Here is a 24,419-nt window from a genome sequence, read left to right as displayed (position 1 = left end):
AGACCCGATATTTCCGCGCATGCGCGGAAAAAAGAGGATGGAATGGCAACCTGGATCGACAATTTAAGAGAGTGGAATTATGACCTTGCCCCTGTGGCAACTTGGATCATGGACACAATCGATTACCAAGCAGTGCGTTATGGACCTATAGCCTACGTAGTGGCTGTACTAATAGCGATCATGTTGCTCCTTTCATTTCCACCGACGCGGGGTTTGACGAAATCCATCTGCTCAGTGATTTTCAAACAAGCAATGACATACGTGCAACTGGTCGCCTCATTGCTGACTGTACAGCTAGTAGCATTCCTCGCTCGGTTCACCCTCACGCTGTTCCATAAGGCCCGGATTTGGGTGGTCGAAACCTTCCGCCGCGCTCGCGATTAGCCCATCTGAAAATTTAATTCTCAAGACCGCGCAAATAGGCCCCGAAAAGGGGCCAACGCCTTTGCACTGTAAATGTGTAAAGGAGATTTTTATGCGCACCATCACCCTCTGTTTAGCCGCCGCATTAGCGGCCATCTTTGCCGGCACTGCTCTGGCGGCTGACCCGTACCTGATTGATCAGCGTGACCCGAAGTATCAGGTGTCCCTTGAACATCTTTCACGGGCATCACAAGCGCTCGCACTCGCAGGAAAAGAACTTTCTAAAGCCCAAGCGGCATACCAACTTCCGGGCCTCAACATCCAGCAGATGCTCGGACAACTGAGGCCCATGGAAGACACCCTCGCGGTGTTGCTCAGTCCCGAGAAGAAGCGCATGGCGCACCAAGAACTGGTGCCCGATGGCCTCTTTTTCACACCTGTCCAATCTGGAGATTAATCGTGGTACTCACCAACGTCATGCCTCGTTACGGCCAACGTGAGCATCAGCGACTCGGCATTCTGCTGGTCGCGTTGCTTGCATTCGCCGTGTTCATGCTCATGCCCTCTATGGCTTTCGCCTTCGACGGCACTTTCAAACCCGACTCTGCCACTCAAACCAACGTAGGCACCTCGTTTGCCGCGTGGTGGCGCTTCATCGCTGTTCCAGGTCTGTGGCTCTCGCTGGGCGGGCTGGTGTTCACCTGCTTGTTCATGGGTATGCGCGGTTGGTACATCCCTTTGGCCCTAGCCGGCATCTTCATGTTCGGTGAAATGGCCATCAAGGGCGTCATGTCGCTGATGAGTGCTTAAGAAATGAACCTTAGAGTCACAACAGAAACCGACACCTTCGTTTACGCAACTTCAACGCTGCGAATCGGCGGTTTGGACCCGGAGGATTTCATCATCCTCATATTGCCTATGGCGACCCTTAACACCGCTGGATTCCAGCCGGTGGTATGCACATTCGTAGGTGCCTTCTGCTTGTGGCTCTACAAGAACATGACTAAGGACCAGCCACCTGGATTCCTGCCAGTACTGTTCGCCATTTGGGCAGGCGCGAGTTTGAACACGCGCTTTGTCCAAAGCATCCCGCCGCTTCGAAAAACGTTCCATGCGCTGGTGAAGCTCATCAACAACATCTGGATCAGACACGGCCTGTTGCCGCTGCCCAGCTATTGCAATTATTACGAGCGCTAGTAATGCAGAAGAAAACAAACTACGGGCCACCGCTGAAACAGTTCAATCTACTCGGCACGTCAGAATTGCGGCAAGGCAAGATGATGGTAATTCTGCTGGGTGTCATTGCGGCAACAGTAGCAATTATCGGATTTCTTGTATTTCAGCTTGCGGCTCTTACTCGCGCAAACACGATACTTAGCGAAGAACGCATAATGTATGGCTTTCCTTCTGCCGAAGGAGTGTTTGTGAGCTCGAAGGTAATTCCGCGCACGCACATTGAAGGGTTCGTAACTTGGTACATTCAGAATTATTACAACTTTACTCCTGAATCTGCTGAGGCTAACGCCACCGAAGCACTTCGGATCATGTCACCGAAGTTGAGGGTTAGTCAGGAACAGCCATTAAAGTCTCTAGCTCGACAATCTATTGAGCAAGAAATCACTCAGGTGTTTGCGCCAGAAACCAGATACACCATCGAACAGAAACCGGGCGTAGGTTACATCGTATCGTTCCGTGGGCAACGCATACGCGCAACGATGAACAAGGTTTACAACTCCCGTAAATATGACGTGAAGCTGCTGCTTCGCACTATTAAACCCTCGGCTCACTTTGATTGGGCACTGGTCGTAGACGACTTTATAGCGCAGGAGATTTGAGTTTGAAGATAACTATTCTAGCTGCCTTGGTTGCAGCAGCTATCAGCATGCCAGTGATGGCCGACAACGAGTGCAACCGCTCGCCCCGCACAATCGTCTATGCCGATAAGCCAGTAGATGTGTTCATCAGCGACGACTCTCAACGAGCCAACGTGACCTTCCCGGAACCCTACCTTGAGGGTATATCCGTGGAGCGGCCGGAAGGGATGAACTTCTACCCTACCCCAATCAAGAACCGCCTTTCATTCATGTCCACAGACCCAATGTACACGGGACTTGTGACAATCGACGGAGGGACAGCGAAGTCTTACATCATCAGGCTGATTACCCGCCCAGGATGCGCAGATAGCGAGGTCACGATCCAGAGTGAGCCATTGGCGGATCGTAGCCAAGTAGCTACAACCAACGGCCACAAGAAAGGCCTCATGAATTATATGTTTGACGGCAAACTGCCATCGGGCTACCGCCAAGCAGATTTCTCCACAATGTCGAAAGATGAGCGTGTGGTGTTCAAGCAAGGTTCTCTTGAATTCGTACTACAAAGCCAGTACATCGGCCCTAAATACATTGGAACCACTTACGAGGTAGTAAACAAAGGGCGCACCGCCACTAAAGTTGCGATAGACCAAATCGACTACAGCAACCCTGCCATACGCAAAACCCTGGGCATTACTCGGCAAGTAGCAATGCTGCCCTCGTCTCGTATTCTCGGGCCGGCCCCTCAATTCTTAACTGAGGTCTACGCCGATAGCCATCGCGGGCTCCTATTCATCGTTTCGGAGAAGCAAAAGTGAGCGATGAAGATAATAACAACCCGAACCTGATGACGAAAAAAAACGTCCTTATTGTGGCGGCCATTATTGGCTTAGGTTTGGCTGTCACATTGTTCAACACAGGCGAAAAAAAGCCTGAGCAAGTTGATGTGGGCGCTAAGCCGATTGAAGTTGGCAGTGACCCAGTTAACGCAATTAGTGTCAAAGATAAAGATGCCTCGCTGACAGTATTTGCAAAGAAGTTTGAAACTGTAGATCAGAAATTAGATTTACAACAGAAAGACTTTTTCGAGCGGGAACAGACGTTACGCAAAGAATTTAAAAACGATACAAATACTTTAAAGGCTCAACTTTCGGCTCTCTCCGATGACTTAATCGGTTTGCGATCAGCAGGAGTTGAGGCTACCTATCAGAATGCTAACAAGAACGACAGCAAGACGATCCAGGCGCCACCGCCTATGCCTGAAAGTCTCCCAGACCTTGGTATGAATGGTGGGCTCAACTTTGAAGGCCTGAACTTCAATATGGATGCCCCCAAGCCTCAGAGCACTGGGCAGCAGGCTGCCAATCGCTACGGACCAAACTATTTCATTCTCAAGCCGGAATCCGTAAGCAATACCGTATTGAAGAAGAGCGGCGGCGATTCGTTAAACGCCTCCGAGAGCGATCTGTTCAGCTCGATGAGCACCCCTGCGGCCCAACAAAACAATTTCTACGATCAGAACGCAGGACGCGGGCAGTCAGCGCCACAGGCTAACGAGCATTCCCAGCCACAGCAGCAGTACGCCAGCGCAGCCGAAGCCTACAAGGCACAGCAGACAGCTTCCCAGAGCGGAAATATGCAGCTGAACACTGGGCCGAAGATGGAAAAGATCACCATCCCGGCATTTTCGTTCGTCGATGTGACGACCCTGCACGGAGTGGCCTGCCCTATCGGCGCCAATTCGCCTAACTCGAAATCCAAATCTGAGATTCCAGCACGGCCAATCGTATTGCCGGTGCGAGGCGTATTTCGTGGACCAAACGGTTCAACAGTTGACGTAGGCAGCATTCACTTGATGGGCCTTTGCTCAGGTCGCCGCACGGCCAGCAGCAACTCTGGAAGAGCCACCATCCGCGTAGAGCAAATGTCGTATTGGGATGAAAGTGGCGATTCTCAAATGTCTCGAAGCCCCGGCTACATCGTTGATAGTCGTGACAACGAGCAAGATGTTTATGGTCGCCTGGACCAGGCTTCGGGCCGCACGCTGGCGCTCGAATCCACTTCTGCGGCAGGCGCAGCATTTGCGGCTGCATTGTCGCAATCGGAATACACCACCTCGAACAACCTCGACTCTAACGGATCGACCTCAGTTTCACAGCTGACTGGCAGTGCAACCAAGGCTGCTACCACACAAGGGATCGCGGCCATCTTCACAAAGATCGCGGATCGCTTCGAGCAAGAAGCTAACGCAGCTATCGACACCGTAGTTGTTGAGCCGGGCATCCGCCTGCGCTTAGTCACCGAACAGCCAATCACAATCTATAAGCCTGCCGAAGCATTCGATATTGATGCCGGCAAGAGCGACGTACTGCTTTGAGGAACCCAGGAATGAAAAAGCCGCTATTTGCCCTCGCCTTCCTGACTCAGCTTGCGGGGTGTTCTTCCGAGCCGACCTTTCACAATCAGGCGTCGATGGATGAGATTTACGATCAGGTCCACGCAACAGCTCAACGCGAGACTGTAAGCCTTCTACGGCAAGGGCTTCGCGCACGGCCTGAGCTAGGTAGCTCGGAGCCGTACTACCCGATCCGACAGCCTGATGTAGTGGCGCCAGTTTGGATAGTCCCCTACGCGGACAAGAAAACCGGCATCAAGCATGGAGGCAACTGGGACTACATCGTTGTGGAGGAAGCGCAATGGGCCGATTGACCATGACGCTCGCTCTGATGGCCGTTTCGGGTGTATCCGCCGCTCAAGGTGTACCTCAGGGTATTCCACAGCAGCAGATGGACTCGATTCGTGAGTACCACACCAAACAGATTTTCGGTAGCAGTCAGAACCTGACAAATCTCCAGCCAGACGTAGTGCTGTACCGGAAGATTTTTGAGCGCCGGGAGAACAATTTGGACGTGCAGCGCCAAGTCCCTCTGGACCCAGTGCCAATGGCACAGGTCTTCAAAGCTCACGACCTGACACTCGGCCAACTGGTGAACGTGGCAACTGCTGCAAGCGGTTACGACGCCGTAATGCACCCCCAGGTAAATCAGCAACAGATCGTGAAACTCAACACTCGGCCCAACTCCCTAAACGACATTGCAGAGTACCTAACCCGTGTGACGGACTCCCAGTTCACTGTTTATCAGGAGACCCGCGTTCTGATCGGCCTGCCTAAAGGAAGCGCGCAATGAGCAACGCAACGCAACGCGACCACTTGCACCTGTTCGACACAGACTTGGAAGCGCTCGCTCGCCGCAACTACCAGGGCGGCATGCCAATTGAACTGCTGAGTGATGCCTACCTGTTCGAAGAACACGGCAATTACTTCCACACGGTCGATGGACGATTCGCAAAAATCTGGCGTATTCAGGGTGCCAGTGGGGCCATCCTGAACAACGACGAACTGTTTAGCGTCTGTGCTTCCTTTGGTGAAGCCCTGAACAAATATCCCAATGGTTGTTGCGGCCAATTCATCCGCCACACTCACCGCGACATTCGCGGTGTTATGGGGCACTACTCAGACAATCTCGACCCGGACCTCGGTGAATTCGAAACTGCTCTAGCGGACTCCATCCTCAATCGTCAGTACAACGCCGCAATATCGCCAAACGGATTTTTTGCCAAGCTCACTACTGCCGAACTGGACCTGATGCGCCAAGACGCATTATTGGCACTCGCCGACGAAGAATCGGATGACGTCCGTGAGAACGTCACTACCTCGATCCAGCGTGAAATTAACGAAGGACGCTATCCTTACGTCACTAGCTTCTACCTGATTTTCATGTGGGAGCCGGAATACATGTTTGGCAAGTTCATCGACAAGACCTGGAAAGCCGCTATGGCTTCTGTAGGGCTTGCTGATGCAGACCAACTTGCTTTCGAGGCCTACAGCACGCACGCCGATCAATTTGGTGTACTAAGCAACGGAATTGCTCAGGCATTAGCTGCACAGAATTTCTGTCCAGAAGAATTGAATGGCCAAGGCTTCATTAACTGGCAGTACCAGCTGATGAACCCTATTCGCTATTACAACGTTGAGCCCCCGCGATACCGGCCTGACATGCCGATCTATGAGTGCTTGAAAAATCCTGAGTTGACCCCCTCTCACCAAGCACTAAATACGGCTCCCAACTTTGCCACCGTACAGCCGACCAACAAAGGCTGGATAATCCACGACTCAGACTACGAGTACCACGTCCGGCCCGTCTCCGTGCTCGGCAAACCTCCAAAAGGTGGGCCGGGGATGATGCAACGTGCGATGCGAAGCATTGAGAGTGAATCTCTCATCACGCTGAATTGGTATGTGCCAAGCAAGGCCAAGGTTCTGGCTCGGCTTGTCGGTCGTGGGCGAATGATTGCTGCGAAGAAAGGCCTTCGCATGGGCGACAAAATCACTTTGCAGAAACAGATCGATGAGTTGGAGGCTGTGACCGAGAAGGTTTCTGCTGAAAACGTAGTTGGCCGTGAGCAGTTCTTTGACACCTCCGTCCACGTTTGCCTTATGGGCTTTGACGATCAACGGCTCGATGACCAGTGCCAGCAGCTGGAGACACTTCTTTTTCGTATGGGCTACAGCGAGAAGAAGCGCGGGGATTCCGTTGTACGTACCTCACTGCCGCTCAACTACGTCCAGCAAAGTAGAACTCTATTACGTCGAGATACGCCCCACCTGACAGAAAGCCTATCTCACATGTGCCCGATTTTCATCGAGTACCAAGGTGTCCCTGATCCAGGGATCATCATGAATAACCGTGCTGGCCAACCAATCTATCTCGATCTTTTTGGCAGCCTTGTTGTAACCGGGCACTCGTTGATTGTGGGCACCACAGGTTCAGGTAAGTCATTCGCTTTCAACAACATCCTGATGGGCACCAGGGTGAAGTACAGGCCGAAGGTCTGGATCATCGACAAGGGTGACAGCTATGAGTCGCTGTGCGTGGTGTTGGGCGGAAACTACATCCGACTGGCCACGGAGCCCTTCGTAGAACCGATCACAAACCGGATGATCTACCCGATTTGCATCAACCCCTTCTTTCTCAACAGAGACGAAGACGGAAACAACGAAATTCCTGGCAATGATGAAATTATGTTCATCGCCGATCTGTTGGTTATGGCCATGACTACAGGTAACGGGGATGCCACCCGCTCCGTACACGCCAAAACTACGCCATTGCTCTACAAGGCATTGTCCGAGTTTTTTGCGGACTGGATTGAAAAGCGGCCTCATGACGAACCGATCATGAGCGACTTCATGGTCCAGCTAGCAAAAACGAACTTCACTGGTTTGGCAGGCCAAGACCTTGTTGAGTTGCTGTCCCTGTTTTACGGAAAAGGCCCATACGCAGCCATTTTCGACGGGAAGTTGCAGGTTGATTGGGAGAATGACTTCACCGTGCTGGAAACCCAGCGAATGGCAAAGTCCAACGCGCTTGGGATTGTCACATTGGCACTGTTCCGCCAGATCGATCTGTACTGCAAATACAAGCTGCCTAAACCACGCAAGAAGCTGATCGCAGTTGACGAAGCATGGGCCACCCTTTCGTCACCCACAGCCGCAGCGGCCCTCGCTGGTTTCTACCGTGAAATGCGTAAGTACAACGCAGGTTGTTTGTTGATCAGCCAGACCGTAGGCGACTTCGTACGCATTTTGAGCGCAGAAGCGAAATCGTCAGGGGACAACCAGGACGGGATTCTGGAGAACACCTCCCACTACTTCTTTCTAGCTTGCTCTGAGTCCGACTACAAGCTGGCTCAGGACAACCTTAGCTTTACCCATGAGGAAGTTACGCTCTGGCGCTCCCTCGCCTCCCTACCCCCCCTGTACTCCGAGGTCTTCTACCGCATGCGAACGAAGACTAACCAGTATTACTCGGGGGTTTTCAGACTGTTCGCCAGCTCGGTACAGCTCTGGATTGCATCGTCGAGTCCCGACGACTTCGCATTGCGAGAGAAGAAGACACAAGAACTCATGGTCTCGAACGACGTGGACGAGAAGATCGCTCGCCAACGCGCCATCGTCCAACTTGCCAAACAATATCCATACGGAGCCCGATTCCATGTTCAAGAAGCTGCGTAAAGCTGCGTTGTTAGTCCCTATAGCGCTAGCTTGCGCGGGCTGCTCGTCTAAATACGAACCCCGCGAAAGCATTATCGATGAGGCCAAGGCCGAGGCACAGGCGAAGCCGAAGATTGTAGCCCCTCAGTCTGTACAGGAACGCCGAGCATACGAGAAAGGTGTTCAGGACGTGCTGATCGACATGAAGGGCAAGATGCGGGCGCGTGATCGCTTCACATGGGAGGCCCCGATCATCGAATGCGGCATACAGATTCCAGGGCGTGTCGTAAACGGCATGCTCGTTCCAAGTCATGAAGAATGCGTACAGATCGCCCCTGGACGTTTTATTGAAGAAGCTCCCACCTATCTGCCGGCTCTGGGGAAAAATTAAATGAGCGATACAAAATCCAAACTGAACTCAGTCGCCACCCGTATCAGGGAGGGGTTGGGGAAGCTCAACAACGAAGCCAAGGCAAAAGCTGCTGCAAAGCAATCTCCCCCTCCTGTAGAAGATTTGGACCTGGACAAGGAGTTTGATCAGCCTCCACCCCCTGCTGCTGGCGAACGCTTGTCTGCAAGGTCCGCAGACGATGGCGAAATTGAAGATGCTTTCATTATCGAAGGCGAGTCTGAGCCAGCGAAGCCGAAAAAAAAGGGCCTAGACACCAAACAGAAGATATTGGTTGTTGTGGCTGCTGTAGCGGTTGCTCTGTGGTACTCGAAGAACCAGAGCGAAAGCACCGTTCAAGTACCAACCGCTCCAGAAGAACAGCATCTTGAAGGTTTCCAATCGGAAGACTCAGCGAGCACTAACGTAGCTGGCCCGGTCTTTGAAATGGATGATTCGTCAAATAGCGCTGTTGAAGCAGCCGGGGGCTCTGACGATATGTTGGGCTTTGGCGGCTCAGGCCCAAAAGATGCAGCAAATAGCCCTCTTGGTACTGATGCACTCACTGCTGATCTGAATCAACAGTTCAGTGGCACTGCCGAGGAAAGCAACGAAGTTCTCGATCCGTTCACTGGAAAGGTGAATACGGTGGCAGCTCATCCAGCAGACCTTCCAGTTCCTGAGTCGCATGAGAACGCTCCATTAGCGATGTTGCCGGAAGCGGACCTCACGACTGGCTCCGCCAAAGGCAATATGGCAATGATCGGAACCCCAGGCGACAGCCCTTTCGGGGGGGCTGACAGTAACTCCACCGAGTTGAGTGGCACCAAAAATCAAAACCCGGATAGTAAGAAGGGCGTACTGCAAGATCAGAGCGCGAACGCTGACGTGATTGCCCTCAAAGCAAAAGCTGCTGAGAAGGACAGTCGGATTGGTAGTCTGGAAACTGAAGTAGGCAATCTCAAAAAAGAACTTGCCACCGCCAAGCACGATCTCAAAACGGCCAACCAAGGCCCAGCAAAATCGAGTCCGAGCAAGGTAACTCAGCACAAGCCTGTCAAAGCCGTACACACCACTCAGCGTTCGACCCCTTCGCAGCGCGTAGCTTCTGCTCCAAAGGCTGTGCCAAGACCGCAGATTTGCGTGACGGCAGTTGCCCAGGCAGCTCGGAACTGCACCACCTGCGTACCACACGCCTTCATTACCCATCGGGGTACTGAGACGATGGTTGGCCAAGGGGACTTTCTGGAAGGGCTACGCGTGAACATAGTTGGGGACCGACTTGATCTACAGAACGCCAACGGCGATGTAGTTCACAAGTTTTGGAGTTCACCCAATGGCTGCGCAGCAGGCTAAACGGACACTGACAATTCAGCCCACGGAGAAAGATAATCTCCAGCTGCTACAGCGTCTCGCGGCCATCAACAAAAACCGCTTCAACGGCAGGCTCAAAGTATCTGCGCGCTGGGACTATCCCAGCGCCGTAGAGCCCCGCGATCCATCGGAAGAACTCAAGCTGCTGCCACCAGAGGAACAAGCACTGGTGGCAAAAGCCATTCAGGCTTACGCAGAGAAAGACTTCACACGGGCAAAGGAGCTACTGCTGCCCTTCTGCCACTATGAGTTGCGCCACATCAAATGCCTGTACACCAGCGCAATGAGGCACCTCAAAGAGCCAATCTGGTTCACTACATCTCAAACGATCTGGAAGCCCGATCCTGACGCTATAGCACCAGCCGTAGCCAGCATCGAGATTAAGGACGATGTTGAAGTCATCTTGGTACACCCAGCCTTATCGAGTATCGGCCACAAAGCCCCGCTATACGTTCTCGATTACGTCCTATTCCATGAGGGCATACATAAGGTTCTCGACACCTCACCTTATAACCCCCACCCGCCATTGTTCCGGCGTATTGAAGCAACGGCTTTCCGGCGCAATGCAGCCGTTGATTGGATTCGAAAGCATCGGTTCTCAACCATTGAGGACTTAGCGTGATTCGCTTGATTTTGTCGGGTCTGATTTTTGTATCCGCCCCACTACTCGCCAATCCATATGACGCGCTCATCGACTCTGCGGCTCGAAAGAATGGAATTGACCCAATCGTAATGCGTTCTGTGGTCCAGAAAGAAACGACCAAGCGTCCGTGGGCATTCAACTGCGACGGTGAAGGATTTTTCTTCGATACAAAAGAAAGGGCAATTATTTCTCTCTGGCAGATCAGCCAAAACCCATGGCTGGTAAAGATCAGCACATCCAACCGGAAGACGCTTCGCCAGTTTTTCCCTAATGAATCCGAAGCCCGAGCATTCCTAAAAACATACAGGGCTGCTCAGTACCGGGTTGGTCAATCTGCGGTGGTTCTAAGGACCGATTCTGGGAAGTCAGTTGAGGTTGGCGAAGCCCGTGTTCGCCAGTTGTGGGTTGTAAACACTGACATTGGCATCGCCCAGGTGAATTACCGCTTCCACGGTGTGACAAGGGCACGGGTTCAGCAGTGGTTCGATCCAGCTTACAACCTCAACTATGCCGCATCGCTAATCGCGAGCCACAAGAAAGGCGGTCGTAGTGACCTAGAAGCTGCTGCTGACTATCACTCGAAGACGCCAAGTGTGCGGGCCGTCTACATGAAAAAACTACGTCCCATTTACCAAAGCGAGAAAGCCCGTGCGGTTACTGCCCTTGCTAATAACTAGCGTCTTGCTGATTGGCCACCAAGCTCAGGCCGCTGAGACGCGAATGATCACTCAAAGCCCTGAGTTGAAACAGGGGCTTGTGGCTATGCGAAGCGGAGACAAGACAAAAGCTTGGGACTTGATGTTCCCACTCGCACAAGCCGGCGATGTGCAAGCGATGTTCTATCTTGGCGAAATGATGATGCGCTCACCAGAGTACGGCGACAACTTGGAGCGTGCATTGAGGTTCTTCACCGTAGCGGCTGAAAAGGGCCACACGGGGGCGAAGGAATTGGTGCCCCGCGTTAAGCAAATGCTGGTGCAGGATAAATCGGGAGCAATTCCAACCATCGCTGGGGTGAGCGGGACTGCAACCCCGGCAGAGGTGGCCGCCGCAAACGCCAAGCTTGCTCAATACAAGGCACAAGTACTTCGGTACACCGACATTGTGACTGACGGCTCAGACCTTCCAAGAATAGAGGTAATGGTTTTCATCGCGAAAACTGACTCTACCGCCGAACGCATCTACACCATGACCCAGGCGCTGGAAAATCGCTTCGGAACCAAGATCAAAGTTCGTTTTTTCGTCGTGATCAACCCATCCGAATGGACGCCAAATGGTTCACCAATCGGCGGCACCAAGTTTCCTCCCAACGGTTTTACCCCCGATTTCAAAGGCCAGCTAGCGGCACAACATGGGGTCAAGCACTTGCCCTCAGTTGTGTTGGTTCCGCCCAACGGCCAAGAAAGGGTCGTCAATGACCTTTCATCCCTCTCCAATCATATTTCGAATCTGCTCTAAGCGAGGCTTACAAAGTGAAGACCAAAATTAAATTTGCTTTGGCATTTGTTGCCGGGGGCGTGGTGTTCAACGCTCCGTGGGCTTTGTCTAACGCAACTTCAACAGAGGAAGTACTGTCGAGAGCGATGGCAGGCGCCATGCAGCAGGTCGATGACTACCGACAGAAACGTGAAGACGACGAGCTGGCCAAGCTGCCGAACATCATGGACTGCCAGAACATGCAGTGGATGCAGAGTTGCACAGAGATCAATAAACAAGCCAAGAAGAACCCCAACGCTCCTATCCGCGTTACCAACCCTACCGGAGTCGAATTCAACTTTGTTCCCGGCACGCCATCCGCAGTAATTCGCCTGCAATTAGAGCAGACCCCAGAAGCAGCAATGGCTGCTGTGCTGTACATGGACAGCACTTGGGGCGAATACAAGAAATCGGCCAGCCTCTACCAGAACGCGATGTGGGATGCCGGTCAACTCAAGAACATCATCGGTCTGGACAAAGCCAAAGCGCAGTTCGATAGCCCCAAAGCAATCAACCAGAAAGACATTGCCCTTTCGGTTTTCGTTCACAGCATGTGCGGGGCGTGTGAGGTTCAACTGAGCACCCTGGCCAAGGTGCAAGAGCGCTACCCAAAACTCAAGATTACCGTCTTCCAGGTTGATGAAAACGCCGCAGGGTTCAAGGCAAAAGTTACCGACCGTGGCCTGAAAGGCCGGATGTTAAACCCGCTCGAAGCTCGTAACGCATTGAAAGCTGGCGTTGATAAATGGCCAACGACTTGGATCGACAACATACCTCAGAAGCAACGCCAATCACTCCCCGGCGTGCGAACCATCGTCCAGCTTGAAGAACGCCTGGAAGCAAACACCCACGTACTGTCCGCGAAGAAGTGAGAAAGCACAAAATGAAATTGTCAAAGATCGCGATCACACTGACGCTCGCCTTCGGGACCATGTTCGCGGCAGCACCCACAATCGCTGCAACATCTGGCTCCAACGTATCAGCCTCCAGCAATGCGACCATCAACGACCCCTATGCTGACGACCAAGCGAACTCGCCCTGGACAATGAGCATGGAAAATGTGACCACTTTCGGTGGCCGCGTGGTCCGTGGTGACGCAACGATGCTCGACGGTAAAGGCAACGGCTTCGACACTTACACTCCGTACTTTCCAGATAAGACCACAGCACTCAGTGGCTATGGTTCAACCAAGGTCAGCGTAGGTTGCGACGGGATCAACCTCGGTGGCGTTATTGACGGCCAACTCGCGCAATACCAGCAGATGATTGAGCAATTCATTCAGAACGCGCCATCCCTGGCCATCATGTACCTCGCCTACTCCCAACCTACGGTGAAAGCTGTAATTGACGAGCTTAACAACGTAGGTCAATTCGGCCTCGACCTCACAAACATGAGTTGCTCTGGCGTGCGTGCAATTGCGGACAAATCCGCAGAGGAAAAAGCACAAGCCATGGCAGAAGCACGTTGCACCGCCGAGGCCGGCTATAAAGACCCTGAGTGTATGTCAGATGATGGGTTGCTCAGCAACGTGGCAAGCGTAATGAAGGACACCAAAAACACCATCACTGAACGGAGCAGCCAGTACCTAGGCAAGGTAGGCGGCGCTACTGGAGGGTTGGTGTCGTTCAAGACGGATGTAAACGGTACAACCAGTAGTTCTAATGGTTCCAACGGCTCAGGCACCACTAGCCCGACCAACAACGGGGTTCGGACTCAAGCTTGCACCCGGATCAGTAGCGAAGGCCTGCGTACCATGCTGCTAGCTTCCAGCGGCATCCCATGCGACGACATTGAAAACTACGGCCCCTTGCTGCCCGATTACAAGATCAGCGAAAGCGGCGAGAGTGGTGTAATTCCGCGCACCCTTACCCTGCGCAAACTCGCTTCTGATTTGGTTGTTAACTATGAAGGTTGGGTTAATGAAGTCATGGGCGCCGAAGAAGCTGACTTCGTAAAAACTGATGGTTTCAAAGCTATCTACAACCGCACCAGCGTAGCTATTTCTGTTCAACAGCACCGCAAAATCAACCTGTTGATGAAGCAGAACCCGGCCCAGGGCCTAGCAATGATTCGCAACATGTCCCAGTTGATAGCGCTAAAAGACCTGACATTCATCGTAAACAACCTTGAAGTAGCAGTTCTGACTGGCATACAGAACCAGCCTGATGACGAAGTTCTTTCGGACCTGCGCAAGAAGCAATACGTACATGCCATAGATTCGCTCAAGACCGAACTCGCTAACCTCACAGGGGAAGTGAACATGGACCTCAAGCGAAATGAAATTTTGAAATCTAACTGAGAGCACGCTCATGGACTCGCAGTTCACAAGTTGGCTATACCTCCAGCAGATCGTTGGTAACTTCGAAGGCCTAATTCACTACTATTTTGGGTCTGCTGCGTTCTTTGGGCCTTGGTTTCGTCAAGCCGGAGTTGGGGTGCTGTACTCCATGGGGCTGGCATGGGCAGGTTTTTGCTTCGTAAAAGCTCCCGTGGACAGGCTCCAACACGGTATTACCGTAATGGGTATGGTGATCATTTCAGGGTTCTTGCTGAGCTCTACCAAGAACACAAAAGAGTTGGGTGCCTATTCGGGCACCGAGCTTTCTGTCGGTGGCTACTACTCCTACTACCTTGCTGGAACTATGAGTCACATATTCAGTGACGTGCTCGCGGCTGCGTGGAAGAACGCTATTGTTGAGTCCGTTGGTGGTGGTGGCCCGACAAAGGATGCTGTAGCTCTGGCATTCAATGATCAAGCAGTGAAATTTGCTGAAAAATATATAAAAAGTGAGGGCAGCAAAGCCTATGTGGATTATTTCAAGCAATGCGGTTCTCAAGCGCTCGCAGCAGCCAAAACCCCTCAGGAAAAAGCTTTTCTAAAGTCTGTCGGTGTAGGTGCCGCCACTCTAGGCATGAGTGCCAAAGAGGCAGACAGTCAACGCCAGATTTTGGAACGGCAAAAGGCGGGGAGCTTAGACTGGAAGGCGCTCATGTCTATGACCGCTTTGGCACAAAACGTACCATTCGGCAGCATGATCGCGGCCAACTTAGAAGCGAAGGAATTCGAGTCGAATAAGGTTAAAGCCAAGAAATTCATGGTTGAAATGCCTAATGCAAACAACACAATTGATGGCACTATCGGCTATCGAATCCCAACATCAACTTACTACAAAACTTTGCTTTCGGACGTTGATGGAACTCAAACGTCAACGACGCCCATGTTCAAATCAGTGTCGTCCTCTAATGGTGACTTTTCAAAAATGCTCGCTAATGGTGCTACGAAGACGGAACCTGGAGGCGAAGATGACTTCATTTTTTATCCAAAGAACTGCTCGGACTTGTACGAAGTAGCAAACGCAACTATGGCGAGCCTGCGCGAAGGCGCAAAGGGTGTGCCTGAATACGACAAGCTGCCTCAAGCCGGTGGAGTGGTTGCCATGACCGCAGCAAACTTGGTAAATCGCGGCATAAAAGATCAGATGAGCGATGTAGCCAAGCAAGCTGGCGTTGACATTAAATTTGATGATGGCGTATGGGAAAGTACTGTCAATAACTTCATGGGCGCAATGAGCAGTATTGGTAACGCGTACAACGAATGGATGCTGAAATATCAAATACCGTTCACTATTGCTTCTATGGCGATGATCGTTGCAATACTATTAATTACTTTCCCTGTTTTCGCATGTATCTCAGTTATTTATGGCCATAGGATTCTCGTAACCTACTTTAAGCTAATGGCATTCCCATTCTTAGTGGTGTTCACAAATAACTTGCTTTTGATTCTTGCTGCTAATTCAATCGCTTTTAATAAGGCTATGAAAGCCCAGCAAGAAACATTCATAGTTGGAGGTGTTGACCTAAACAACGCTATTGCTTCAATGAACACCGAAACTGTCATCTTCACAGTCATTTGTATTTGTGAGGTTGCAATCGCCAAGATGATCCTATGGGATGACGTAAGGGCAGTTACCTCGATGAACCTGAAAGCAGCTGCTGGCAGCAGTAGCGAAAAAGGCATGAGCCTCGCAGGTCAGGTTGTATCCATGGTAAGCGGAGGTATGGGCCGTGTAGGGAAAATGATGGCCGCAGGCAAAGCCGCCAAACATGCTCAAACGGCATCACAAACCAACAACCATATTGCCAGTATCAGTAAGAGCGTCAGTGCGATTGCAGCGCGAGGTGGTCAACAGGGACAGCAGTTTGGTGCACAGCCAGGACGTGGCCAAGGCAACAACTCCAATCCTCCAGGAGGGGCGCCGAGCGGCGGCGGTGGAAGCCCTTCATTAAACCCGCCAAAACCATAAACTCAAAAGGCCCGGAATTTCCGGGCCTTTTTTTGAGATAATCAATGCTGGGCCGTTATAACAAGGGTATCGGAGGAACACATGAAAAATATCAAATTCGCTGTCCTGGCCCTCGCCTGCGCTATCGCGGCAACTGGTTGCCGTGAGGATAAGACGCAAAACGAAGCTGGCCTGTCGGAAGCCACCTATAAGGCATCAGGCGTTGCCGTTCAGCCAATGGTTTATCCAGGCTTGCAAAACACTGTCTTCAAAGTCGGCGGAAAATTCAAAGACCCGCAGCTCCCACAACGCTGGGAACAACCGAAAACATGGACGGTTTACATGGCCGCACCCGGTTGGACTAATGGGGGCTTCCCTATTGTTGACCGGCTATCTACTGATGCTGTCGCAGTATCCAAGGTTTATGACTTTATCTGGAAGAACCACCTGCGTGATCAGGTAAAAGTCGCATGGCTGCAATACGATCAGAACCCGAACCCACAGTTCATGGATGACCTCACGGTCGTACCTGACAATTTCATCCCTCTGTTTCTTAAGCCAGCAGGGCCACAGGTGGACTACTACATCTACTCGCCGGCCGTCCGCCACGGCTCCGGCCAAGGAATGATGCAGTACGATCGGTGGGTCAAACCATTCCTCCCATTCGCAAAGAAACAAGGTGGTGACTACGTTGCTGCTAATGATTTCCAGCGGAACGAAGGCTTTGACGACACGAACGGCAAATACTGGGATAACTGGGCTCGGCACTGGTTCATCGTCAATCCGCAGGGCGAAGTGGTTGATGCCTATTTCTCAAACCTCGGCAACCGCGTCATCCAGGGGGCAGATAAGCCTATCAACAGCTTGATTCATCACCTCAAGCTCGACGGTGAGAAGCTGATCATTCCAAAGATCGTGACCTATCAGTACCAATCCTTGTTCACAGCACCCTACTGGAACAAGATCGATGCAGAGATTCGCGATGTTCTACAAATAGATGGTGCAGCGAAATGATCGAGTTCAGTTACTGCCTCGACGCTGCTGGCAACCTCATCAAGCTCAATCTGAACGACAAGGGCAGTGGGTTGATTCCCTTCGCTGAGGAACTTATCTCGACCGCTGACGAACTGGCCTACCCAACGCCTTGGATAAAATCAGTTAATGATGCGATCAATGAGGTTCGTTTTGTGCCGCGCCCTCACGTTACAGGGACATTGGCACAACAGATTCATGAAACTTCTAAGCTACCGCGTGCGGCATTCGTGTTTGTCCCACAGGCTAGCGTGTCTCCTGTGGACGAACAGGTAATGGAGTTGATCGATTTGTATGATGAACTCCCCGAAGGTCACGCTTCTCGGAGCGAAATTGTGCAAGCTTTAGATTCCGAAGGCGTTCAGATGATTCCGCTGATCAGCGAGCTTCATGCGGAGCTTCATACTGGAAAATCAAAAGGCACTATTTCGTCGTACAGCAAGCCCGGCTGGCTCTCGCACAGCAAGGTCTACCGTAAGGCTCAGGTCGCATGAATGCTGGGATCATATTGATGGACAACGATCTATTTTACGAACCGGAAGACGGCTTCTGGCTTGGCACAGATAGACTAATGTTCGAGGCAAACAATCTTGAACCTGAGTGGCCAATGTCAGCCAATGTGTTCATCAACAAAATGGCCGAGCCTGCCCGCTTGACTAAAGGTCTACAAAAAATCTCCTTTGCTGACTTCAAGCAAATCTTAGGCTCACTGATTGAAACCGACCCTAAAGCAACTCACCGCTTCCTGGTCATCCCCCTACATCGGAGTGGTAAAAGCCTGTCGATACGACTTCTACATACCTCCATTGGTGAGAGCCCACCACTGATGGCCGACAACGCTTGCTCACTGAGCACCGCCGTCGAATGGATGGCTAACAAGACTTCACACTTTGAAGTCTCCTTCACAGCTGGCGGAACCTACTGGGTACACAAGCAATGATCATTGCGGAAGATGCTGCTGACCTTGGAGCCAAGCTATACGCTCTTGCAGGAAAGCAAATGGGTGAGCGAATTCGATTTAGTGTCAACCCGAGCCAGATGACAGCTCTGGAAATGCCATGCGGGTCCGCTGTGGTTCCAGACCTCACGGGGCACGGTGATGGCGCTGGGCTCGCAGAAGTGATTCATTCGTATCACCAGTGGGGACACACGATCAATATCGGGCTGATACAAGCGGAAGGGATATTCCAGTTCTGGGTGGAGAAAGACGATTTGGCTTGAGTGAAGGCGCCCACCTATCGGGCGCCTTTTTTGTTTCAAAGGCCTGTAGAAATCAAGGTAACTGGGTCAACTACCCCCCCAGGCTGGGCTTCTGTAACTGTCGCAGGTACGTCAACCCTGCCCTTCCCTATGAAGTCATCTGCGCCGCTGGGCACTCTCCCGGCAGGTTCACCACTAGAAGAAGCTCTCTTCTCAACTAGATGCACGGCAGGTTCCTTGGTGTCTTTGTGTATTGGATCTGGTCGACTAGACCAGTAGGTCTTTTCCAAGAGTCTCGGATCAGCATCCGCCAACGTCGCGTAGTGGTTCATTAGGTTGATGATCACCATCGTACGCGAACCATATGGTAGTTCTTTGTAGAAAGCCCACATGAGCGGGTGCTTGTCTTTTTCAATGCGGATGGCGACTTTCCTTGCCACCTCAGCATTCTCTGAGACGTTGGACTGGAACAGTGCCAATGAGGGTTCGTAGTCTGGGATCACCCCCTCGCATAGCTTCAACAGAAGCTTGTTAACGAACAGCCGACTGAACCGCATGTAGAACTCAATCAGGGCATCGTGCTCACCAGCGACGAGGTTCCCCTTGATCTGTACTGAATCTTTCATTGTGGAATCTTCGGCAGAATTTGAGTTTTCGCAAATCGGTAAAACCCTCTAACAATACTCAACTCAGGTGTACTTGCCTTGAATATAGGGCAATGGACGTACTGTTTGAACACTTCCATACCAAGCACGGTGGCGCCACCTCCTGCGACAATCATCCCGTCAAGGAAGTCAGTTGAGCCCCAAACCTTTTCGATACAACGTGGGAGCACATCCTTTGCGAACTCGTTTCGAGCTGGCAAGCCAATGATATTCATGTCGAGTTTCTGGCCGCGCCAGTTGATAAACCCAGCTCGAAACCACTGGTCTGCGGTGTGCTCTGTAGTCTGTTTGTCCAACTCGAACTCTTTGGGCAGGTAGGCATTACGCTTGCCCTCTACAACGATAGATTCGGGCTTTGATTTAAGGGTGGTAAACACTGACTTGTGAATGTCGGATACACCCTTTGACTCACCGTAGCGTTGATCTGATACCCGGCCATTGTTGAACTGACCAATATCGGTAGTACCCTGGCCAATGTCGATGATTCCCCATTTACCACTCAAGACACGATCCAGAGCAATGCGAGTGCCCTGCTCATCCTCAAGCTGGTCATCAAACCAAGGCCCAGCCCACTGCGGAACGACCTTTACGTTTTGCAGTTGATAGCCTTCACCCTTTGCCCAGCGACGGATATTTTCTTCGAACCCTTTAACCTCTTGGTCATAGAATTCGGTAGGCAAACCCGTAACGATGATCGGGGTCTTGATGCCGCATTCGTCAAGAACCTTGAGCAGGAGGATGTGAATTATGTCCGACGAGTAGAAGGACGAGTCCGTACTACGCGAACGTGCATTAGCGTCCCGACAGCTTTCCCCTACCAGATAGGTATTGCCATCTTTCGTTCTGAACACTTCCTTCGCAAATTCTGACCCTAGGCCACTGGTGTCTTTGTACTGGGTCACCAGGGAGGGGAAGCTGCCCTGTTTACCGTTTCCAGCAATGTAGGATGTTGTCCCGTTGCCAAGGTCAATTGCGATCAGGTTCTGCTCGTTGCTTACGTTACTCATGGTTCCCCCTTCAAGGTAGTAGTGCTTGCAGCTGCGACCGGAGTGCGTTCCAAGGCTGCATAACGGCTACGATATTTTTTTGCGTTTCAAAAACATCGGTGCTCAACCGTCCCAAGTGACAGGCTTTGATCACCTTCGTGGTGATCCAGTCAGATTCACGGCGAGGCCTGAACGATTTGAGTGTCAGGTCGATTTCTTCTTTGCTTGGATCACGGCCGAAATCAAGCCGCAGTTCTTTCGAGATTTGTTTCTTTTTCAAAGCTCTTTTGAAGTCAGCCATACGGTTGTAACGACGATTGTTTGTTATCGGATTGATGCTACTGACGACCTTGAATCCAGGGTCAGAAGGCCCTAATGGGTCTACGTCATCAAGCGTGTAGGTACAGCGAATAGAGCGATACCTGACCTTCCCCATCATCGAATTGAACTCGAACATTTCGTAATCAAGGTCTCCTGATAGCGTTAGAAATTCTGCCAGCCGATCCTCAAGTAATGGCCGGCATTTGCTTCCATAGACCTCCAATGATTCGAACCAACGCGGCAACACAGGACCACTGCCTACAGGCGGTGCAAATTCAACACCTAGGAACTTAAGCGCGGCAACGCGGTTGTTGAACCTAACCAGTCGTTGAAACGCAGTAGCGTGCTCTTTGGAAAGCTGAGGGCCACAAAACGGACGTAACACTGTCCCTAATTCCGCAGTCGTCAGGTTTGAAAGGTCGGTACGCATGGACTCTGTGCGCAGTGAGACTCCAAGGGTGCCGTACCGTTTCGATGACTGGTGAAGTTCAAGCAGGAGCCTGAACGTGTCATTGCGCTTATGAAATGGAAATAGGTTGAACATCGGCTCAAGGTGGATGAATTCGGATGCCGCGAATTCGTCCAGCCGCGACAACCAATCCAAAAGCTGCTTACCGGTAGAAACGATGCGAGCACGCGCATCGGTCAACTGCTCAATATAGGTATCAGCTGAGTATCTGCCGGGGGGATTGGACGGGCTCATTTGCTTGGGTAATGACGGTTGTGGGTTTATGAGCATTCTCCAGAGAACGCCTCACCGTTTCATTCGAACTCGATGCGGTTACTGCCACATTTTTCCTCATGTCATTTTTTGGCCTAATAATTCCAAATACCCACAAACCCACAACTTGAACGGTTTTCCGCAGGGATCGCCGAAAAACAAGCGGATATGACCCAGCAAGACTCAGCTACTCATTGGGGACACTATTGGGGCACTTCGAAGCACCACCAAAAAGGTATCGGCATCACACTGGCGATCACTTCCAATCCCACGAAAGTCATTACGAACCCTTCACGGAAGCTCTCAAAAACACTGACACCGATCCAGCGCACCTTGGCTAAACCTACGGGGTCGATCAGGGGATCACTAGAAAACCACTGAGATTCATCAGGAAAGCTCTCCCGCCCTCTGATAGCCACCTATGAATCATCTCGAACACCACACAAAGCTGCTCTAAAACACCTAGCAATGAGTTAGCAAAGTCTAGAATCCGCTGAGAGGCACTTGTTACCCCTGGATAGCCATCAGGCGTCAGCTTCTGGCTTGCTGGCACCACTGCTTTTCACTCAGTCACCACCCATGCTTCTAAATCTGCGCATTTCCGCCCCCTCCCCACGACAACAAATTCTGCCATCCCTGCTGATGGAATCGCCCTCACTTGATCGGTGCTCCTGATACCACCAGCGGTGAAAAGAACCCGAGTGAAGACAACGACTTTACTGAGAAATGTTGACGTGGGCAGATCAGCGCCAGCCCCAGAAACTATGGGTTTCTAGGTGGTTTATTCCAAGCATGCAATTTTTGACCAATTTCACCGACTAAAGACAACCCAATCAATTCTTTGCTGTCGCCTAGTACATATTGAGTATGAATCTCAGATCAGGACGAACTCGAATTGACCATTTATTCTGGCTATAAGTAACCGCTAACGAATATTGGTTATTTGCATTACTGATTATTGGTCATTCTCGCCACAGCGCAAAGAATGACCAAAGAAACATCCTAAATGGCGTCTAATGTAATTATCGCTACTGCATCATCAATTTCTACATCTTTATCCCCTCCCGAATCCCCACCTTTAAAGCAGACACAAAAAAACCGACCCAAAGGCCGGCTTTTTAAGCACTCAAATCGTTCAGAACTCTAGTTCTTCACCCACTGGCTTTTTGTGTTTGGCGGTATACAGGTCGATCAACATCTGCACGACATGCACAGACGCCTTCATGCTTTTGTTAGCTACCCGCACCACTGACAAAGCATCAAATCCGGGCTCACCCAGATAAACGACTTCCTTGAAGGTCTTCTCAGGTGACTCGTTGCGGATTCCACGCCATTCGGACACTCAGCCCACGCTGATCCGGACACCTGTTCCACGCTCATTCGGACAGGCAGTCGGAGCGCAGCGACGCAGGGGTGGCATTGTTAGTCCGGGTTGGCTGGCGTCGTCAATTTCTGCGTCCGTTTGCGCATTGATTCACCCTTCAGATTGATCCGATAAGCGTTGTGCACCAGGCGGTCGAGGATGGCATCGGCCAGGGTCGGATCGCCGATCAGTTCGTGCCAGTTGTCCACCGGCATCTGGCTGGTGACGATGGTCGAGCGCTGGCCGTAACGGTCGTCCAGTAGCTCCAGCATGTCGCGCCGTTGCTCGCCGGTGAACGGGGCCAGGCCCCAGTCGTCGAGGATCAGCAGGTCGGTCTTGGCGTAGCTGCTCATCAGCTTGGCGAAGCGGCCGTCGCCATGGGCCAGACCCAGTTCTTCCAGCAAACGTGGCAGGCGCAGGTAGCGCACGCTGTAGCCCTCCCGGCAGGCCTGGTGGGCCAGGGCGCAGGCCAGCCAGGTTTTACCGACACCGGTGGGGCCGCCGATGATCAGGTTGAGGCCGTCGCGCAGCCACTGACCACTGCTCAGTTGCAAGATCAGCGCCTTATCCAGTCCGCGCGGGCTGCGGTAGTCGATGTCTTCGAGGCAGGCGTTGTGCTTGAGCCGGGCCTGGCGCAGGCGGCTGCTCAGGCGCTTGTCATCGCGTTCGGTCAGCTCGCGGTCGACCAGCAGGCCGAGGCGTTCTTCGAAGCTCAGGCTGTCGATGTCCGGGGTTTTCAGTTGTTCATTCAGCGCCTTGAGCATGCCGTGCAGGCGCAGGGTTTGCAGCTTGTCCAGGGTCGGATGGGGCAGCATGGTGGGATTCCTTGGGGTCAGTGGTAGTAGGCGGATCCGCGCAGGTTGGCGTGGTCGTCCGGCAGCAGCGGCAGGTTGGTTTGAGCTAGCGGCAGGTTTTCCAGCCCCTGGCGCAGGATCGATTCGAGGCTCTTGTAGCTGCACGTGCCGAGGCTGATGGCGCGACGGCAGGCCAACTCCAGACGCGCCTCACCGTGGGTTTTACCCAGGCGCAGGATGCCCAGGCAGGCCCGGTAGCCCTGCTGCGGATGGATGCGCCGTTCGAGGATGTGCCGGATCACGCCGGCGGTGTTCGGCCCGGTCTGCTCGGCCCAGCGGATCAGCCGTTGCGGCGTCCACTCGGCATGCTCGCGATGGCTCTTGGGCATGTGCTCGGCCTGCGTGCTGTGCCTGCCCTTGTGCATTGAGCGCAGGTGGCTGGCCACTCGCTGGTTGGCGTGGAAAAACTCGACGGTGCGCGCCGTCAGGCGCACCTCCAGCTGCTTCTTCACCAGTTGATACGGCACCGAGTAGTAATGCCCATCGACCTCGACGTGGTAGTCGATGTGCACCCGCGCCTTCTTCCACTCGGCGTAGACGTAGGGTTGCTCCGGCAGGGGGCGCAGCGCCGGACGATCCAGGCTGTCGAAGGCCGACTGCCGGGAGCCCGGCAGCTTCTTGAACGGGCGTTGGTTGAGCCGCTCCAGCAGCCCGGCGATGGCCGTGTTGAGTTCATCCAGGGAGAAGAACTGCCGATTCCTCAGTGCGGCGAGGATCCAACGCTCGACCACCTGCACGCCGACTTCGGCCTTGGCCTTGTCGCGCGGTTTGCGTGCCCGCGCCGGCACCACCGCCACGCCATAGTGCTCGGCCAGATCGCGGTAGCTGGGGTTGATGTCCGGCTCGTAGCGGTGACTCTTGCTCACCGCGCTGCGCAGGTTGTCCGG

Annotated in this window: 27 protein-coding genes and 1 pseudogene; 22 read left to right on the top strand and 6 right to left on the bottom strand. The window is 52.5% G+C overall.

Features of this window, described 5'->3' with window-relative positions:
- The first annotated feature begins 42 nt into the window (after positions 1-42).
- From GHO41_RS11160 to GHO41_RS11055, 22 genes are all read left to right on the top strand, one after another.
- Entirely contained in the window at positions 43-384 is a 342-nt protein-coding gene (locus tag GHO41_RS11160; RefSeq protein WP_153433582.1) for a hypothetical protein, read from the top strand.
- 91 nt (positions 385-475) lie between these two features.
- Positions 476-820, top strand: coding sequence for a hypothetical protein (locus tag GHO41_RS11155; protein WP_153433581.1), 345 nt, complete (start codon positions 476-478; stop codon positions 818-820).
- Positions 821-822: 2 nt separating this feature from the next.
- Positions 823-1,173 carry a hypothetical protein gene (locus GHO41_RS11150; protein ID WP_153433580.1) on the top strand — a complete coding sequence of 117 codons (351 nt, stop codon included), beginning with the start codon at positions 823-825 and terminating at the stop codon, positions 1,171-1,173.
- Between the two features lie 3 nt (positions 1,174-1,176).
- Positions 1,177-1,560, top strand: a complete 384-nt coding sequence (locus tag GHO41_RS11145; protein ID WP_153433579.1) for a hypothetical protein — start codon at positions 1,177-1,179, stop codon at positions 1,558-1,560.
- A 2-nt stretch (positions 1,561-1,562) separates the two neighbouring features.
- Positions 1,563-2,198, top strand: coding sequence for a hypothetical protein (locus GHO41_RS11140; RefSeq protein WP_153433578.1), 636 nt, complete (start codon positions 1,563-1,565; stop codon positions 2,196-2,198).
- 2 nt (positions 2,199-2,200) lie between these two features.
- Positions 2,201-2,992 (top strand): hypothetical protein, encoded by a 792-nt coding sequence (locus GHO41_RS11135; RefSeq protein WP_153433577.1) that lies wholly within the window; start codon positions 2,201-2,203, stop codon positions 2,990-2,992.
- Entirely contained in the window at positions 2,989-4,551 is a 1,563-nt protein-coding gene (locus tag GHO41_RS11130; protein WP_153433576.1) for a conjugal transfer protein TraB, read from the top strand. The genes GHO41_RS11135 and GHO41_RS11130 overlap by 4 nt, the downstream gene beginning before the upstream one ends.
- Before the next feature lie 11 nt (positions 4,552-4,562).
- Positions 4,563-4,883, top strand: a complete 321-nt coding sequence (locus GHO41_RS11125; protein ID WP_153433575.1) for a TraV family lipoprotein — start codon at positions 4,563-4,565, stop codon at positions 4,881-4,883.
- Positions 4,871-5,362 (top strand): hypothetical protein, encoded by a 492-nt coding sequence (locus GHO41_RS11120; RefSeq protein ID WP_153433574.1) that lies wholly within the window; start codon positions 4,871-4,873, stop codon positions 5,360-5,362. The genes GHO41_RS11125 and GHO41_RS11120 overlap by 13 nt, the downstream gene beginning before the upstream one ends.
- The gene (locus GHO41_RS11115; RefSeq protein ID WP_153433573.1) at positions 5,359-8,247 is read left to right on the top strand and encodes a VirB4 family type IV secretion system protein; all 2,889 of its coding nucleotides are present in this window, start codon (positions 5,359-5,361) and stop codon (positions 8,245-8,247) included. The genes GHO41_RS11120 and GHO41_RS11115 overlap by 4 nt, the downstream gene beginning before the upstream one ends.
- Positions 8,228-8,617 (top strand): hypothetical protein, encoded by a 390-nt coding sequence (locus GHO41_RS11110; protein ID WP_153433572.1) that lies wholly within the window; start codon positions 8,228-8,230, stop codon positions 8,615-8,617. The genes GHO41_RS11115 and GHO41_RS11110 overlap by 20 nt, the downstream gene beginning before the upstream one ends.
- Entirely contained in the window at positions 8,618-9,970 is a 1,353-nt protein-coding gene (locus tag GHO41_RS11105) for a hypothetical protein (protein ID WP_153433571.1), read from the top strand. It begins immediately after the preceding gene.
- Positions 9,951-10,610, top strand: coding sequence for a hypothetical protein (locus GHO41_RS11100; protein ID WP_153433570.1), 660 nt, complete (start codon positions 9,951-9,953; stop codon positions 10,608-10,610). Before GHO41_RS11105 ends, GHO41_RS11100 begins: the two co-directional genes overlap by 20 nt.
- The gene (locus GHO41_RS11095; RefSeq protein WP_371928899.1) at positions 10,607-11,308 is read left to right on the top strand and encodes a hypothetical protein; all 702 of its coding nucleotides are present in this window, start codon (positions 10,607-10,609) and stop codon (positions 11,306-11,308) included. Before GHO41_RS11100 ends, GHO41_RS11095 begins: the two co-directional genes overlap by 4 nt.
- A gap of 43 nt (positions 11,309-11,351) precedes the next feature.
- The gene (locus GHO41_RS11090) at positions 11,352-12,089 is read left to right on the top strand and encodes an SEL1-like repeat protein (protein WP_153433569.1); all 738 of its coding nucleotides are present in this window, start codon (positions 11,352-11,354) and stop codon (positions 12,087-12,089) included.
- A 14-nt stretch (positions 12,090-12,103) separates the two neighbouring features.
- The gene (locus tag GHO41_RS11085) at positions 12,104-12,979 is read left to right on the top strand and encodes a TlpA family protein disulfide reductase (protein ID WP_371928898.1); all 876 of its coding nucleotides are present in this window, start codon (positions 12,104-12,106) and stop codon (positions 12,977-12,979) included.
- Between the two features lie 11 nt (positions 12,980-12,990).
- Positions 12,991-14,406, top strand: a complete 1,416-nt coding sequence (locus tag GHO41_RS11080) for a hypothetical protein (RefSeq protein WP_153433568.1) — start codon at positions 12,991-12,993, stop codon at positions 14,404-14,406.
- A 10-nt stretch (positions 14,407-14,416) separates the two neighbouring features.
- On the top strand, positions 14,417-16,411 hold the full coding sequence (locus tag GHO41_RS11075) for a hypothetical protein (protein WP_153433567.1): 1,995 nt from the start codon (positions 14,417-14,419) through the stop codon (positions 16,409-16,411).
- Between the two features lie 81 nt (positions 16,412-16,492).
- Positions 16,493-17,404: a hypothetical protein gene (locus GHO41_RS11070; protein WP_153433566.1), complete on the top strand. Its 912-nt coding sequence runs from the start codon at positions 16,493-16,495 to the stop codon at positions 17,402-17,404.
- Positions 17,401-17,916: a hypothetical protein gene (locus GHO41_RS11065; protein ID WP_153433565.1), complete on the top strand. Its 516-nt coding sequence runs from the start codon at positions 17,401-17,403 to the stop codon at positions 17,914-17,916. The genes GHO41_RS11070 and GHO41_RS11065 overlap by 4 nt, the downstream gene beginning before the upstream one ends.
- The gene (locus GHO41_RS11060) at positions 17,913-18,362 is read left to right on the top strand and encodes a hypothetical protein (RefSeq protein ID WP_153433564.1); all 450 of its coding nucleotides are present in this window, start codon (positions 17,913-17,915) and stop codon (positions 18,360-18,362) included. Before GHO41_RS11065 ends, GHO41_RS11060 begins: the two co-directional genes overlap by 4 nt.
- Positions 18,359-18,643: a hypothetical protein gene (locus tag GHO41_RS11055; protein WP_153433563.1), complete on the top strand. Its 285-nt coding sequence runs from the start codon at positions 18,359-18,361 to the stop codon at positions 18,641-18,643. The genes GHO41_RS11060 and GHO41_RS11055 overlap by 4 nt, the downstream gene beginning before the upstream one ends.
- 35 nt (positions 18,644-18,678) lie before the next feature.
- Here GHO41_RS11055 and GHO41_RS11050 read toward each other — a convergent pair whose 3' ends face one another.
- The 6 genes and pseudogenes from GHO41_RS11050 to istA form a co-directional block, all read right to left on the bottom strand.
- The gene (locus tag GHO41_RS11050; RefSeq protein ID WP_153433562.1) at positions 18,679-19,248 is read right to left on the bottom strand and encodes a hypothetical protein; all 570 of its coding nucleotides are present in this window, start codon (positions 19,246-19,248) and stop codon (positions 18,679-18,681) included.
- Positions 19,245-20,294: a ParM/StbA family protein gene (locus GHO41_RS11045; protein WP_153433561.1), complete on the bottom strand. Its 1,050-nt coding sequence runs from the start codon at positions 20,292-20,294 to the stop codon at positions 19,245-19,247. The genes GHO41_RS11050 and GHO41_RS11045 overlap by 4 nt, the downstream gene beginning before the upstream one ends.
- 10 nt (positions 20,295-20,304) lie before the next feature.
- Positions 20,305-21,333 (bottom strand): hypothetical protein, encoded by a 1,029-nt coding sequence (locus tag GHO41_RS11040; protein WP_153433560.1) that lies wholly within the window; start codon positions 21,331-21,333, stop codon positions 20,305-20,307.
- Positions 21,334-22,450: 1,117 nt separating this feature from the next.
- On the bottom strand, positions 22,451-22,657 hold the full coding sequence (locus tag GHO41_RS11035) for a hypothetical protein (RefSeq protein WP_153433559.1): 207 nt from the start codon (positions 22,655-22,657) through the stop codon (positions 22,451-22,453).
- Positions 22,658-22,737: 80 nt separating this feature from the next.
- Positions 22,738-23,493 (bottom strand): IS21-like element ISPpu7 family helper ATPase IstB, encoded by a 756-nt coding sequence (gene istB, locus GHO41_RS11030; RefSeq protein ID WP_019437637.1) that lies wholly within the window; start codon positions 23,491-23,493, stop codon positions 22,738-22,740.
- A gap of 17 nt (positions 23,494-23,510) precedes the next feature.
- Positions 23,511-24,419: pseudogene (istA, locus tag GHO41_RS11025) on the bottom strand (IS21-like element ISPpu7 family transposase); the annotation flags it as partial.

The organism is Pseudomonas sp. FSL R10-0399, from assembly GCF_009600165.1.
GTDB lineage: Bacteria > Pseudomonadota > Gammaproteobacteria > Pseudomonadales > Pseudomonadaceae > Aquipseudomonas > Aquipseudomonas helleri.
The sequence above is the reverse complement of the archived record's forward strand: the minus strand, read 5'-3'. Positions and strand labels throughout refer to the sequence as shown.